Below are 11,879 nucleotides of genomic sequence, written 5' to 3'. Positions count from 1 at the left end.
GTGAATGAGAACAGAGCGATCACCGTGAAGCTCCTCGGGCCGCTGGTCGTACGGCGCGGCGAGACCCCCGTCCGGCTGACCGCCGGCCGCCTGCGGACGCTGCTGGCCGTGCTGGCGGCGGACGCCGGTGCCACCGTTCCCGTGGAGCGCCTGGTCCCGGCCCTCTGGGGAGAACGGGCACCGGTCAACGCGCGGCGCAGCCTGCAGACCCACGTCGCCCGGCTGCGCCGCGCCCTCGGCCCGGACGCGGTCCGCACCACGCCCGGCGGCTACCGGCTGGAGACCGACCCCGACCGGATCGACGTACTGCGGTTCCGCCGGCTGCTCGCCGAGGCGGGCCGCGCGCCGGACCCCCGCGCGGAGCGGACCCTGCTGGAGGAGGCCCTGGCCCTCTGGCGCGGCCCGCCCTTCGAGGGGATCGACTCGGACCGCCTGCGCTCGTCCGACTCGGCCCACCTGCTGGAGCTGTACCTCGGCGCCGTCGAACGGCGGACCGACCTGGACCTGGCCGGGGGCCGCCACGGCGAACTGTTACCCGAGCTGCTGGGACTCGCCGAGCATCATCCGCTCCGCGAACCACTGTGGGGACGCCTGCTCATCGCGCTCGGCCGTTCCGGGCGGCAGGCCGAGGCGCTGGCCCACTACGAACGCCTGAGGCGCCACCTCGCCGACGAACTGGGCACCGAGCCCTCGGCGGAACTCCGCCGCATCCACGCCCGCCTCCTCCGGGATGAGCCGCTCCGGGATCACCGGCCTCCCCCGGCACCCGCACGGACCCCGCGAAGGGTGGTCGCCTTCGCGGGCCACGTCGCCGACGGGCCCGCCGGGCACCGCTTCTCGGGCGTCTGCGTGGTCTGGGCCCACGAAGAGCCCGCGGCTGGCGGATCCACGGCGGTCGGCTGAAGCCGATCCGACAGAGATCTGAAAGCGCGGGGTGCTTGGCTCGTACCACCTGCAAGGCGTCAGAAGGGAGCGTCCGATATGCGCGGGAGAAAGGTGCTGCTCGCCGGTCTGGTCTTCATGGCCACGGCGACCGGCGTGAGCACGGCGACGGCGGCCCAGGCCGGTGCCGCCCCCGGCGCAATGGGCCGGGTGACGCTGTACGGGACTTCGGGCGGGGCGACGGTCGGCTACACCACCTGCGACAACCCGGCGCAGTCCCGGCTGAACGGCGTCTTCACGAGCTTCACCAACGAGCCGCGGCCGGGCTGCCAGGTCGTCCTGCTCAACCGGACCTCGTCCATGGTGCTGTGCGCGGGACGCGGCACCATCCCGGAGGCATTCCGCCAGGACCCGGGCCTGCGTATCCAAGCCGGCGAGACCCGCCCCTGCGGGATCATCCCCACCGTTCCGTCCCGCTGAGGGTTCGCCTGACACCCGTAAGACCTTCCACGGAAATCCGCGCCGCCCGCTCCCCTGACCGGCCCCGGCCCGCCCGAACGCCGCCACCCCGGCCGGGCCGGGGCCTACCAATATCGACCACCGACCGCCCACCATCCATCTCGGACGTCCAGCTTCCACGGCCGGGCGGCCCTCCCGGGAAGCTCCCGGCGGGGCTCGGAGTGGGGAACGGTGGTCCGCTGTCAGAGGCGGCCTCCGTGCCTGGTGGGCAGGCCGAGCGCGACGAGGTCGACGTCGGGGGAGATCACCTCGTGCCAGAGGTCTTCGAAGGCGACGTCGTAGGACTGCAGCGCTCCGACGAGCATGCGGGCCGCGGTCCCGGCCTCCTCCCAGCCGAGCGCCGGGAAGTCGCGGACCAGGAGCCCGTCGAGGTCGTGGTGGTCCGGCGGCCGCCAGCCCAGTTCGGCCATGGTCTCCGACCAGCCGGGGGCGGGGTTCTCGGGGATGCGCGCCTGGAGATGCAGCGTCCAGTCCTCGAAGGTGGTCCACTGCACGAACCGGAAGTCCTCCGGGGTGCACACGACCACGGTGAAGCGGTCGGGGACGTCCAGGAGGGCGAAGTCCTGGACGACCGATAGCAGTGTGGCCGCCAGCTGCCGCTCGAATTCGGGCCAGTCGTCGGCCAGGTGGTCGCCCGGGGCCCAGCCCCACCCGCGGCCGAGCACCTGCCAGTGGCCGAACAGCTCCAGCCGGTATTCCGGCTCGGCCCACTCCGACCACAGGTGCTCGTGCCGGTCGACGGCATCGGTGGGACTGACCCTCAGGGACGTGTGGCCGCCGACGTGTTCGAGCTCCAGCAACTGCACCGGCCGGCGCCAGCGCAGCAGCGGCCCGGGACCGCGCATCATCGACGGCGGGCCGAGGGTCTCCTCGAGGGCCGCGCGCAGCCGGAGGAAGAGATCCTCCCCCTCCCCCCGCCGGTACGGAGATCTCGGAGCCGACTTCGGAGCCGTGCCGGGCCACCTCCCCGAGACCGGTGCCGAGGCCGGTGTCGTACTGCTCGTGGGACTCCCCGTGACATCCCTGGCGGTAGTCCTCGTAGTTCCACCGGCGGGGGTATTCGCGGCTCCGTCGCCGTTCCTCCTCGGAGGCCTGCGAAGGCCGCCAGCCGAGGTCGGCGAGTGCGCGGTCGAACGCGGCGTCGTCCCATCCGGTCATGTCGAGCGCGGCGAAGCGGCGAACGAGTTCGCGAACCTGGTCATCGCTGAGGGGCATGCCCGGTGATCTTAGGGGGCTCCGCGGACGGCCAGGCGGGCCAGCTCGCCGAGTTCGCGGGCCGCTTCGGCGGGGGTGCGCAGGGGCGCCACCGCGTGGCTGACCGTCACTCGCATCAGGGTCTCGACCAGTAGAGCGCTGACGGCGGGCGGGACGGAGGGCCAGGTCGCGGCGGCGTAGGCGCGGAAGCCGGCGATCACTTCGGTGAGCAGCGGGACGCCCTCCCGGACGGCCAGGGGGACGAGCCGGTCGTCCGGGTAGCGGCCGGCGCCGAGGACGGTTCTCAGGAGGGTCCGGCGGGCGGCCTCGGTGAGGACGAAGAGGACGGCGGCCTCGACCGCCGCGGGCAGGTCGCCGAGGTGGCGGTCCATGCGCTCCTGGACGCCGCCGACCAGGGCGTCGACCTCGCGTTCGATGAGGGCCCGGCCCAGGCCGACCTTGGAGCCGAACTCGTTGTAGGCGGTCTGGCGGCTGGTCCCGGCGGTGACGTTGTCATGCGCCGCACAAGAGTTCGCGAACGCTCCGGCGGATAGTGCGTGACGTGAAGATCATCGATGTTCCGCCGCTGCGCCGCGCCGCGCCGGCCGCCCTCGCCGTGCTGTCCGCCGCCGCCCTGGCCGTCGCCGCCGGGCCCGTCCCCGCCGCGCGCGCCGACGCCGCGTGGACCGTCCAGCCGAGCCCGTTCACCCTGGGCACGAGCGGCCTGTACGGGGTGTCGGCGGCCGCCCCGGACGCCGTGACCATCGGCGGCTACCAGTGGTACAGCCGCCGGACCGGGATGTTCTGCGGCGAGATCGGCGGCCCGTGCGTCCCGACCATCCACCAGAACCCCGTCCTGCAGCGCTGGAACGGCGGCGGCTGGTCCTGGATCAGCACCCCGGAGCTGTCCGGGAAGGGGCAGATCAAGTTCGTGGACGCGGTGTCGGCGGCGGACGCGTGGGCCGCCGGGAGCCGCGACGCCGCGGACGGCAAGGGCCTCGGCACCCCCTACGTCGCCCGGTCCGGCGCGCAGGGCTGGGAGGAGGTCGCGGCGCCGTCCGGCCTGCGCGCCGTGGAGTCGCTCGACGGCGACGCGGCCGGAGCCTGGATCGCGGGCACGCCGGCGGCGGGCGGGGCGTCCGTCTACCGGTGGGCGGACGGCGCGTGGACGCCGCACGCGCCCGGCGCCGTGATCCAGGGGATCAGGCAGCGCGCCGCTGACGACGTGTGGGCCGTCGGCCGCGTGCCGGAGGGCGGCGGCGCGCCGGAACGCGGCTTCGCGGCCCGCTTCGACGGCACGACGTGGCACACCGTGACGCCGCCGCAGGTGCGGGGCAAGGGCGGGCGCCTCGTCGCCGTCCTCCCGCTCGCCGCCGACGACGTCTGGATCACCGGCTACGTGATCGAGAACGGCGCGCGCAAGGACGCGTCGTACCACTGGAACGGGTCCACGTGGCGGGAGGACGTCCTTCCGGGCGGCGCCCGGTTCGGCGGCGGCCTCCACCACGTCTACAGCGCGAGCGTCGACGAGTACCACTACCGTCCGGACGGCCTCGCCGACGACGGCGCGGGCGGGCTCTGGGCCGTCCCCGCCCCGGACGCGGCGCTCGGTGAGCCGCACGTCCTGCGCTTCACGGACGGCTCCTGGCGGCTGGAGCGGGCCGGCACGGGCGTGAAGGGCCAGGTGCAGGGGCTCGCGCGCGTACCCGGCACGGCCACCGTGTGGGCCGTCGGGCAGCAGGACGGCAAGGCCCCGCTGGTCCTCAGGAAGGACTGAACGGCGGGCCAGGCCCGTCCGCGGGGCCCGGGGCGGCGAGGTGGGCGGCGGCGAGGCGTTTGGGGGCGGACAGGCGCCAGGCGTCGGTGACCAGCTCGGCCAGCTCGCCGGGGTCCACCGCGTCCAGCCGGACCGTCACCCAGCCGAACCGCCCGGACGTCCACGACACGGCGAAGACCTCCGGGTTCTCGGCCACCAGCGCGGCCTGCTCCTCGCGGGTGGCCTTGAGCATGATCGTCGCCTCGGCCTCGTCGAGGTAGCAGAACCCCTTCCCGCGCACGCGGAAGCCGCTCATCTCCTCCGACCAGCCCTCGCGCTGCTCGACCTCCGGCAGCCCGCGCACGACCTCCAGGAACTCCTCGACGCCCATGGTGGACGGTCTACCACCCGCCTCCGACAGTCCGGCGGGTCGGGCAGGATGGCGGGATGCGCGTACGGCCCATCTCACCCGGTGCGCTCGTCGAGGAGCTGAGCGAGTCGCTGGCCGGGCGCTCGCCCGGCGAGTGGCTGCGGGTGGCCGTGGACGGCGCGGAGGCCGCGGCGCCCGGGGAGCTGGCGGACGCGCTGGTGGGGCCGTTGCGGGCGCGCGGGCGCGCCGTCGTGCGGGTGTCGGCCCGGGACTTCCTGCGGCCGGCCTCGCTCCGCTACGAGTTCGGGCGGGAGAGCCCGGACGCCTTCTACGACGACTGGCTCGACGCGGGCGGCGTCCTCCGGGAGGTCCTCGCGCCGCTGGATCCGGGCGGTTCGGGCAAGGTGCTCCCCAGCCTGTGGGACGCGGACCGGGACAGGGCCACGCGGGCGCGCTACGTGGACGTGCCGCCCGGCGCGGTCCTGCTCATGGACGGGCCGCTGCTGCTCGGCCGGTGGCTCCCGTTCGACATGGCCGTTCACCTGAGCCTGTCGGCGGCGGCCCTCGCCCGCCGGACGCCCGGCCCGCGGGCGTGGACGCTGCCCGCGTACGAGCGGTACGAGCGGGAGGCCGGCCCGCGGGAGGCGGCGGACGTCGTGGTCAAGATGGACGATCCCCGGCATCCGGCCCTGATCGAGGACGCCGGCTGACCGCCCGGGGGCGGGGGTCAGCGCGGGGGCGCGGGCGGCCGGGTCCGGCGGGCGCGGCGGACGGCGAAGCCGTCCAGGAATATCGCAATGCAGTCCTGGACGAGTTCCTCGGTCGTGTAGGGGTCTCCGGAATGGCGCCACTTGATGGACAGCCATATCGCGTCCCGGAGAAAGCGGTGGAAGACCTTCGAGGAGATGTCGGCGCGGAACACGCCCGCCGCCTTGCCGTCCTCGATGGTCTCCAGCCAGATGCGCTGGACCTCGTCGGCCAGGGCCTTCGCCCGCCGGTATTCCGGGAGGTCCCGCACGTTCCGCAGCTGGTCCTGATACACCTGCGTGGCGTGCGGTTTCTCGTCGGCCGTTCGCAGTGACACCTCGACGACGGCGCGCAGCCGGGCGCGGGGCGCGAGCCGTCGCGGGGCCTTCGCCGCGTATTCGGCGTTCAGCGTCTCCAGATATCCCGTGATCAGTTCTCGGACGATCGCGTCCTTGGACGGGAAGTAGTGGTAAATGGCGCCGGCGTAGATCCCGACGCTTTCCCCTATCTCGCGGACCGTCGTGGAGGCGACCCCTTTATGGGCGAACAGCTCGGCCGCCGCGTCCAGGATCTCCGAACGGCGGTCGGTGTCCTTGGGCGTCACGCTGCCTCCCAGCCGTCGCGCGAGCGTCCGGGCAACGCTAGCGCGCACTTCCGCGAAGGGTCAAAACGTTCCGCCGCAGTACAGAGCACGTTTGAACAAGCATTCTCTTGACCAAGCGTTCAAACCTGGCTTAGCCTCCCGGCGTGATCAGGCGACCCGGCCATGTGATCGGAACGTTCCAACACCGCCTGGCGGCCGAGACCGGCGGCGGCGCCGGCACCGGCGCTCCCACCCCGGAGTCGAGGAGGAACCATGCCCGATGAGGCGGACGAGACGAGGCGCGCGACGCCGCCGAAGCAGGGCCAGCCCGTACGGGCCGCGGTGTCGAGCTTCCTGGGTGCGACGATCGAGTACTACGACTTCCTGCTCTACGCGCAGGCGGCCGTGCTCGTGTTCGGGCCGGTGTTCTTCCGCGACCTCCCGGACGGCGTGGCCGCGCTCGCGTCGCTCGGGACGTTCACCGCCGGCTATCTCGCCCGGCCGGTCGGCGGGCTCATATTCGGGCACTTCGGTGACCGCCTCGGGCGGAAGAAGATGCTCGTCCTGTCGCTGGTGCTGATGGGGGCGGCCTCCACCGCGATCGGGCTGATCCCGCCCCCGTCCGTCATCGGCTACTGGGGCGCGGTCATCCTGATCCTGCTGCGGGTGTGCCAGGGCATCGCGGTCGGCGGTGAATGGGGCGGTGCGGCCCTACTCTCCTACGAGCACGCGGACACGAAACGCCGCGGCTTCAGCGCGTCGTTCACGCAGGCGGGCGCGCCGACCGGCGTGGCGCTCGCGGGGCTCATGCTCGGCCTGTTCGCGGCCCTTCCCGAGGACGAGTTCCAGTCCTGGGGCTGGCGGATCCCGTTCCTGCTGTCGATCGTGCTACTGCTGCTGGGGCTGGTCGTCCGGGCCGGCGTGCGGGAGTCGCCCGAGTTCGAGGACGCCGTCGAACGCGGCGTCGCGGGCGCCGGCAGCACGCACCGCCCGCTGCGGGCCGTGCTCCGCAGGCCCCGCCCGGTGCTGATCTGCGTCTTCGGGACGTTCGCGAACTTCTTCCTCACCGGCATGATCGACATCTTCGGGCTCGCCTACACGGTCGACGCGGGGACGCCCAAGCACCAGGCGCTGACCATGTGGTCCGTGGCGTCGGTGTTCCAGATCTTCAGCACGATCGCGATGGGCTACATCTCGGACAAGGTCGGCCGTGTCCGGGTGATGGTCATCGGATACGTCTCCTACGCCGTCCTCCTCTACCCGATGTTCCACCTGTTCTCGCAGGGCGACCAGTGGGCCGTGCTCGGGGCCCTGCTGCTGTCCAAGACGGTGCACAGCGTGGTGTACGGCCCGCTGGCCGCGTTCGTCGCGGACCAGTTCACCCCGGAGAACCGGTACACGGGCGGGTCCGTCGGCTACCAGGTCGCGTCCCAGCTCGGGAACGGCGTCGGCCCGCTGCTGATCACGGCGCTGTACGCCGCGACGGGGCAGAACGTCGCCTCGGTGGTGGCCGTCGGAGCGGCCAGCTGCCTGATGAGCGCGGCCGTCGTGTTCAGCACCACGTACCGGCGCGGCGGCGACCGGGTCGCGCCGCGCTCCCCGCAGCTCCGGTGAGTCCGGCGGGCCCGGCTCAGCGGTGGGTGGGCAGCATGCACATCGTGTCGAGGCCCAGGACGCGGTTGAGGCGGCCGAAGGCGAGCCAAGAGCCGATGCTCATCGAGAGTTCGACGATCTCCCGCTGGCTGTAGCGGGCGGTCATCCGGGCCCAGAAGTCGTCGTCCAGGCCGTGGTGGTCGAGGGCGTACCGCTCGGCGTACTCGGCGGCCAGGCGGGTGCGGTCGTCGAAGCGGTCGGTGGTGCGCCACTCGGCGACGGCGCCGGCGAACTCCTCCTCGACCTTCTCGCCGTCGCGCTCGGTACGCCAGTCGAGGCAGAAGACGCAGCCGTTGATCTGGGCGATCCGGAGCCGGGCGGCCTCGAACTCGCGCAGGCCGAGGGTGGTGTGCTCGTACACCGCGAGGGAGAGGTGGGACGCGGCGGGGCCGATGCCGGGGACCATCTCGCCCCAGACATAGGTGATCGGGTCCTTGCCTTCGGGGACGTCGATGTTCACGGCTTCGGGCTCCTTCCGAGGCGGCCCGTCGCCGGGCGCAGGGGGACGTCCAGGGCGTCGTAGAGGCCGGGGCCGGCGTCCAGGAGCCAGTCGATGGCGCTCACCAGGCGGCCGACCGCGGTGGCGTTGCCGCCGGCGGCGCGGTTGCCGCCCTCGTCGGTCGCCTCGACGGAGACCTCGATGCGGGGACGGCCCTCGATGATGACGCGGTGGGCGCCGTCGCCGCCGTCCGGGGGCACGGGCCAGTCGGGCGCGCAGGAGGGGTGGATGCGGGTGACGTGCTCGATGACGATGAGCGGCTCGCCGGCCACGATGCCCTGGACCTCGAAGCGGATGGCGCCCTGGGTCCCCTCCTCGAAGTCGCCCATGGTCGCGGTGGTGACGGTCTTCTCCAGGGGGCGGCGGTCGAGCGTCTCGCGGATCTCGTCCAGCTCGACGCCGAGGGCGCGGGCCATGAGGCGGACCTGGCCGCCCCAGACCATCGTCGGCACGGTCGGCGCGATCATGGGCGGCTCGTAGTCCATCGGCTGGCCCATGCCGACCAGGTAGCGGACGGAATCCGGCTGGTCGTAGGTGGAGTAGTCGAAGATCTCCTGGCAGCGGACGACGTCCACCACGCTGCCGAGGCCGCTGATCAGCAGCGGCAGGACGTCGTTGCCCCAGCCCGGGTCCACGCCCGAGACGAAGAGGGAGCCGCCGCCCTCCTTGATCGCCGCCAGCACGGGCTCCCGCATCTCGGGCGGTGCGTTGCGCTGGTCGTACAGCGGGTACAGGGCGGGCGTGACCACGACCGCGCCGGCCCGGATCGCGCGGACGATGTCGGCGAGGGCGTCGTCGGGGCGGATGTCGCCGGACGCGGCGTACACGACCGCCCGCGGGCGCGCGGCGAGCACGGCGTCGATGTCGTCGGTGGCCGCGACACCGAGGTCGCGGCCGAGGCCGCCGAGGTCGCCGGCGTCGCGGCCGACCTTCTCGGGGTTGTGAACGATCACGCCGGTGAGGTCCAGCGCCGGGTGGGCGTCGACGGCGCGGACGGCCAGGCGGCCGACGTTGCCGGTGCCCCAGACGATCGTCGGGATCATGGGCTGGACGCTAACAGGGGCACGGTCCGGCGTACATAGCAAGTGCTTGGTTGCTTTTGGTGGCCGCCCCGTGACCAGGAGTTTTCGGACATAAGTTACCAATCGGTAAATAGTGACTGATCACCGAAAGACATGTAGAACTCGTTTCAATCTGCCAACAGTGAGGGACGTCACATGGGCGACTCAGCCGTGCCTGGTAGGGGATCTGCGGGTATCTCGCGCCGCGGGTTCATGGTTGGAACGGGTTCTATCCTGGGGTTGGGGATCATGGGCGGCACCGCCCGTGCCGCCGCCGGCCCGATCGGCGACGGGGCCCGCGTCCCCGTACTGATCATCGGCACCGGGTACGGCGGCTCGGTGGCCGCCCTCCGCCTCGCACAGGCCGGTGTGGCCGTGCACATGGTCGAGATGGGGATGGCCTGGGACACCCCGGGCGAGGACGGGAAGATCTTCGCCAACACCCGCACCCCGGACGTGCGGTCGTACTGGCTCCGCACCAGGACCAAGCAGCCGCTCAGCAACTTCCTCGGCTTCCCGCTCGACAAGAACGTCCCCCGCTACACCGGGATCCTGGACGCCGAGGACTTCAGCGGCATCACCGTCTACCAGGGCCGCGGCGTCGGCGGCGGCTCGCTGGTGAACGGCGGCATGGCGGTCACGCCCCTGCGGGAGCGCTTCGGCGCGATCCTCCCCACGGTGGACGCCAACGAGATGTACAGCACCTACTACCCGCGCGCCAACGCGGGCCTCGGCGTCAACCACATCGACCCGGCCTGGTTCGACAGCACCGCCTGCTACCAGTACGCGCGCGTCGGCCGCAAGCACGCGCAGCGCTCCGGCTTCCCGTTCGTGTTCGTCCCCAACGTGTACGACTTCGACTACATGGAGCGGGAGGCGGCTGGAACGGTCCCCAAGTCCGCCCTGAACGCCGAGGTCCTGTACGGCAACAACGCCGGCAAGAAGTCGCTGCAGAAGACGTACCTCGCGCAGGCCAAGGCGACCGGCCGGGTCACGATCTCGCCGCAGCACAAGGTCACCTCGGTGACCCCGGCGGCCGGCGGCGGCTACACGGTCGCCATCGACGTGATCAACACCAGCGGCGAGCGCACGTCCGGCAAGACGGTCACCGCCGACCGGGTGTTCTTCGCGGCCGGCAGCGTCGGCACGAGCAAGCTGCTGGTCAAGCTGAAGGCGACCGGGGCCCTGCCCAACCTGAACGGCGAGGTCGGCAAGGGCTGGGGCGACAACGGCAACGTCATGTGCGGCCGCGCCAACCACATGTGGGACGCGACCGGAACGCTCCAGTCGTCCATGCCCACCGGCGGCATCGACAACTGGGACGCGGGCGGCGCGTTCGCCGAGGTGGCGCCGCTGCCGACCGGGATCGAGACGTACGCCTCGTTCTACCTGTCAATCACCAAGAACCCGAACCGCGCCCAGTTCACGTACAACAGCGGCACCGGCGGGGTCGACCTGAACTGGCAGACCGCCTGGAAGCAGCCCTCGATCAACGCCGCCAAGACGATCTTCGACAAGATCAACAGCAAGGAGGGGACGATCTACCGGACCGACCTCTTCGGCACCTACAAGATCTGGGGCGACCACCTCACGTACCACCCGCTCGGCGGCGCCGTCCTCGGCAAGGCGACCGACGACCACGGCCGCCTGCACGGCCACCCCGGCCTGTACGTGATCGACGGCGCGCTGATCCCGGGCAACACCAGCGTCAACCCGTTCGTCACGATCACCGCCCTGGCGGAGCGCAACATCGAGCGGATCATCGCCACCGACCTCCGCTGACGGCTGAGGAACCCGCCCGTGCCGCCGTCCGGACACCCCTCGGACAGCGGCGCGGGCCGGCGAGAGAACGCCGTACGGTCAGGTGCCCACCGGCGCCCCGGCCAGCACCAGCCACAGAGCGCCCGCCGCCAGCAGGAGCGCGATGGCCAGTGCCAGGATCTGACGGGACCGTCTCCGGTCGGCCGAGCACGGGCGCGCCGGCATCGACGACGGCACCGCGTCTCTCCGAACGCGCGTCGGGCTGCACCAGACGGGCGGCCTGCCGGGGATCTCCACGAAGTCCGCAGGGTTCAGGTTCTCACCGAACTCCGGCCTGACGTAGTTCTCGAAGAGCACCGCGTCGAGCACGGTGACGACGGTGCCCGCAGGTTCCTTCTGCAACATCGCCCGAACGGCCTTCCGGCCCGCCTGCGCGACGGCGTTGTCACGGCCGGGTCCGATGAGGCGTCCATGAGCGTTCCTGCTCGGACCGCAGGAGAAGGAGAGAACCGCCTTGAGGCGGAACGCCTCGCCGGCCACCCGGTTGTGGCGGTCCAGTTGCTTGGCCAGCGACTCGGGCAGCGTCTCAACGGCCCCGTCCACGGGCGTCTCGACGGGCATCGCGCAGAGCAGGTCGTCCCCTTCGGAGAACCGCCCCACCTCGTCCGGCCGATTCCCGGTCGCCCTCAGGGCGCGGTCCATGAACTCATGCTGCAAGCGCGCCCGCTCGGTGCGGACATGTACGGGAAGGTCGCCCATCCGGTCGAATGCCACCAGGACGTGCAGCATGCTGACTGGGCCGTCTCGCCCAGACTTATAAGACATAGCGGAAGCATGTCGCGACTCCGGACCGT

The 11,879-nt window shown here is 72.2% G+C and carries 13 protein-coding genes; 6 read left to right on the top strand and 7 right to left on the bottom strand.

All coding sequences use genetic code 11. The features are described 5' to 3' along the window. Together AB0881_RS02480 and AB0881_RS02475 are read left to right on the top strand one after the other, a co-directional pair. Nucleotides 1-903 (top strand): AfsR/SARP family transcriptional regulator, encoded by a 903-nt coding sequence (locus tag AB0881_RS02480; protein WP_366613666.1) that lies wholly within the window; start codon nt 1-3, stop codon nt 901-903. Nucleotides 904-981: 78 nt separating this feature from the next. Next, on the top strand, nt 982-1,362 hold the full coding sequence (locus AB0881_RS02475) for a hypothetical protein (protein ID WP_366613665.1): 381 nt from the start codon (nt 982-984) through the stop codon (nt 1,360-1,362). Between the two features lie 221 nt (nt 1,363-1,583). On the opposite strand, the gene AB0881_RS02470 is transcribed toward AB0881_RS02475, so the two are convergent. Continuing rightward, on the bottom strand, nt 1,584-2,249 hold the full coding sequence (locus AB0881_RS02470) for a hypothetical protein (protein WP_366613664.1): 666 nt from the start codon (nt 2,247-2,249) through the stop codon (nt 1,584-1,586). Nucleotides 2,250-2,627: 378 nt separating this feature from the next. After that, nucleotides 2,628-2,987 carry a hypothetical protein gene (locus AB0881_RS02465; protein ID WP_366613663.1) on the bottom strand — a complete coding sequence of 120 codons (360 nt, stop codon included), beginning with the start codon at nt 2,985-2,987 and terminating at the stop codon, nt 2,628-2,630. A 170-nt stretch (nt 2,988-3,157) separates the two neighbouring features. Between AB0881_RS02465 and AB0881_RS02460 the strand changes: the two genes are divergently transcribed. Continuing rightward, nucleotides 3,158-4,372 carry a hypothetical protein gene (locus AB0881_RS02460; RefSeq protein WP_366613662.1) on the top strand — a complete coding sequence of 405 codons (1,215 nt, stop codon included), beginning with the start codon at nt 3,158-3,160 and terminating at the stop codon, nt 4,370-4,372. On the opposite strand, the gene AB0881_RS02455 is transcribed toward AB0881_RS02460, so the two are convergent. Beyond that, on the bottom strand, nt 4,359-4,742 hold the full coding sequence (locus AB0881_RS02455; protein WP_366613661.1) for an MmcQ/YjbR family DNA-binding protein: 384 nt from the start codon (nt 4,740-4,742) through the stop codon (nt 4,359-4,361). The genes AB0881_RS02460 and AB0881_RS02455 overlap by 14 nt on opposite strands. 56 nt (nt 4,743-4,798) lie before the next feature. Between AB0881_RS02455 and AB0881_RS02450 the strand changes: the two genes are divergently transcribed. Then, nucleotides 4,799-5,431, top strand: coding sequence for a uridine kinase (locus tag AB0881_RS02450; RefSeq protein WP_366613660.1), 633 nt, complete (start codon nt 4,799-4,801; stop codon nt 5,429-5,431). Nucleotides 5,432-5,448: 17 nt separating this feature from the next. Here the strand turns inward: AB0881_RS02450 and AB0881_RS02445 are convergent, their stop codons facing one another. Next, nucleotides 5,449-6,072: a TetR/AcrR family transcriptional regulator gene (locus tag AB0881_RS02445; protein ID WP_366613659.1), complete on the bottom strand. Its 624-nt coding sequence runs from the start codon at nt 6,070-6,072 to the stop codon at nt 5,449-5,451. Between the two features lie 252 nt (nt 6,073-6,324). Between AB0881_RS02445 and AB0881_RS02440 the strand changes: the two genes are divergently transcribed. Beyond that, the gene (locus AB0881_RS02440; protein ID WP_366613658.1) at nt 6,325-7,665 is read left to right on the top strand and encodes an MFS transporter; all 1,341 of its coding nucleotides are present in this window, start codon (nt 6,325-6,327) and stop codon (nt 7,663-7,665) included. A gap of 16 nt (nt 7,666-7,681) precedes the next feature. On the opposite strand, the gene AB0881_RS02435 is transcribed toward AB0881_RS02440, so the two are convergent. Both AB0881_RS02435 and AB0881_RS02430 read right to left on the bottom strand, forming a co-directional pair. Then, nucleotides 7,682-8,164: a carboxymuconolactone decarboxylase family protein gene (locus AB0881_RS02435; protein ID WP_366613657.1), complete on the bottom strand. Its 483-nt coding sequence runs from the start codon at nt 8,162-8,164 to the stop codon at nt 7,682-7,684. Continuing rightward, complete coding sequence (locus AB0881_RS02430) at nt 8,161-9,246, bottom strand: dihydrodipicolinate reductase (protein ID WP_366613656.1); 1,086 nt, start codon at nt 9,244-9,246, stop codon at nt 8,161-8,163. Before AB0881_RS02430 ends, AB0881_RS02435 begins: the two co-directional genes overlap by 4 nt. 267 nt (nt 9,247-9,513) lie before the next feature. Here AB0881_RS02430 and AB0881_RS02425 point away from each other — a divergent pair, with 267 nt between their 5' ends. Next, nucleotides 9,514-11,046: a GMC oxidoreductase gene (locus AB0881_RS02425; protein WP_366613655.1), complete on the top strand. Its 1,533-nt coding sequence runs from the start codon at nt 9,514-9,516 to the stop codon at nt 11,044-11,046. A 78-nt stretch (nt 11,047-11,124) separates the two neighbouring features. On the opposite strand, the gene AB0881_RS02420 is transcribed toward AB0881_RS02425, so the two are convergent. After that, nucleotides 11,125-11,814: a hypothetical protein gene (locus tag AB0881_RS02420; protein ID WP_366613654.1), complete on the bottom strand. Its 690-nt coding sequence runs from the start codon at nt 11,812-11,814 to the stop codon at nt 11,125-11,127. Nucleotides 11,815-11,879 lie beyond the last annotated feature (65 nt).

Source organism: Spirillospora sp. NPDC029432, from assembly GCF_040703975.1.
GTDB lineage: Bacteria > Actinomycetota > Actinomycetes > Streptosporangiales > Streptosporangiaceae > Spirillospora.
Note: the sequence above shows the minus strand (reverse complement) of the source record. Positions and strands in the feature narration are given on the sequence as shown.

Excerpts from the sequence above, each read along its gene's own strand:
- AB0881_RS02475 (WP_366613665.1), top strand. The coding sequence starts at position 982 with ATGCGCGGGAGAAAGGTGCTGCTCGCCGGTCTGGTCTTCATGGCCACG.
- AB0881_RS02470 (WP_366613664.1), bottom strand. The coding sequence starts at position 2,249 with ATGATGCGCGGTCCCGGGCCGCTGCTGCGCTGGCGCCGGCCGGTGCAG.
- AB0881_RS02465 (WP_366613663.1), bottom strand. The coding sequence starts at position 2,987 with ATGGACCGCCACCTCGGCGACCTGCCCGCGGCGGTCGAGGCCGCCGTC.
- AB0881_RS02455 (WP_366613661.1), bottom strand. The coding sequence starts at position 4,742 with ATGGGCGTCGAGGAGTTCCTGGAGGTCGTGCGCGGGCTGCCGGAGGTC.
- AB0881_RS02450 (WP_366613660.1), top strand. The coding sequence starts at position 4,799 with ATGCGCGTACGGCCCATCTCACCCGGTGCGCTCGTCGAGGAGCTGAGC.
- AB0881_RS02440 (WP_366613658.1), top strand. The coding sequence starts at position 6,325 with ATGCCCGATGAGGCGGACGAGACGAGGCGCGCGACGCCGCCGAAGCAG.
- AB0881_RS02430 (WP_366613656.1), bottom strand. The coding sequence starts at position 9,246 with ATGATCCCGACGATCGTCTGGGGCACCGGCAACGTCGGCCGCCTGGCC.
- AB0881_RS02425 (WP_366613655.1), top strand. The coding sequence starts at position 9,514 with ATGGGCGGCACCGCCCGTGCCGCCGCCGGCCCGATCGGCGACGGGGCC.
- AB0881_RS02420 (WP_366613654.1), bottom strand. The coding sequence starts at position 11,814 with ATGCTGCACGTCCTGGTGGCATTCGACCGGATGGGCGACCTTCCCGTA.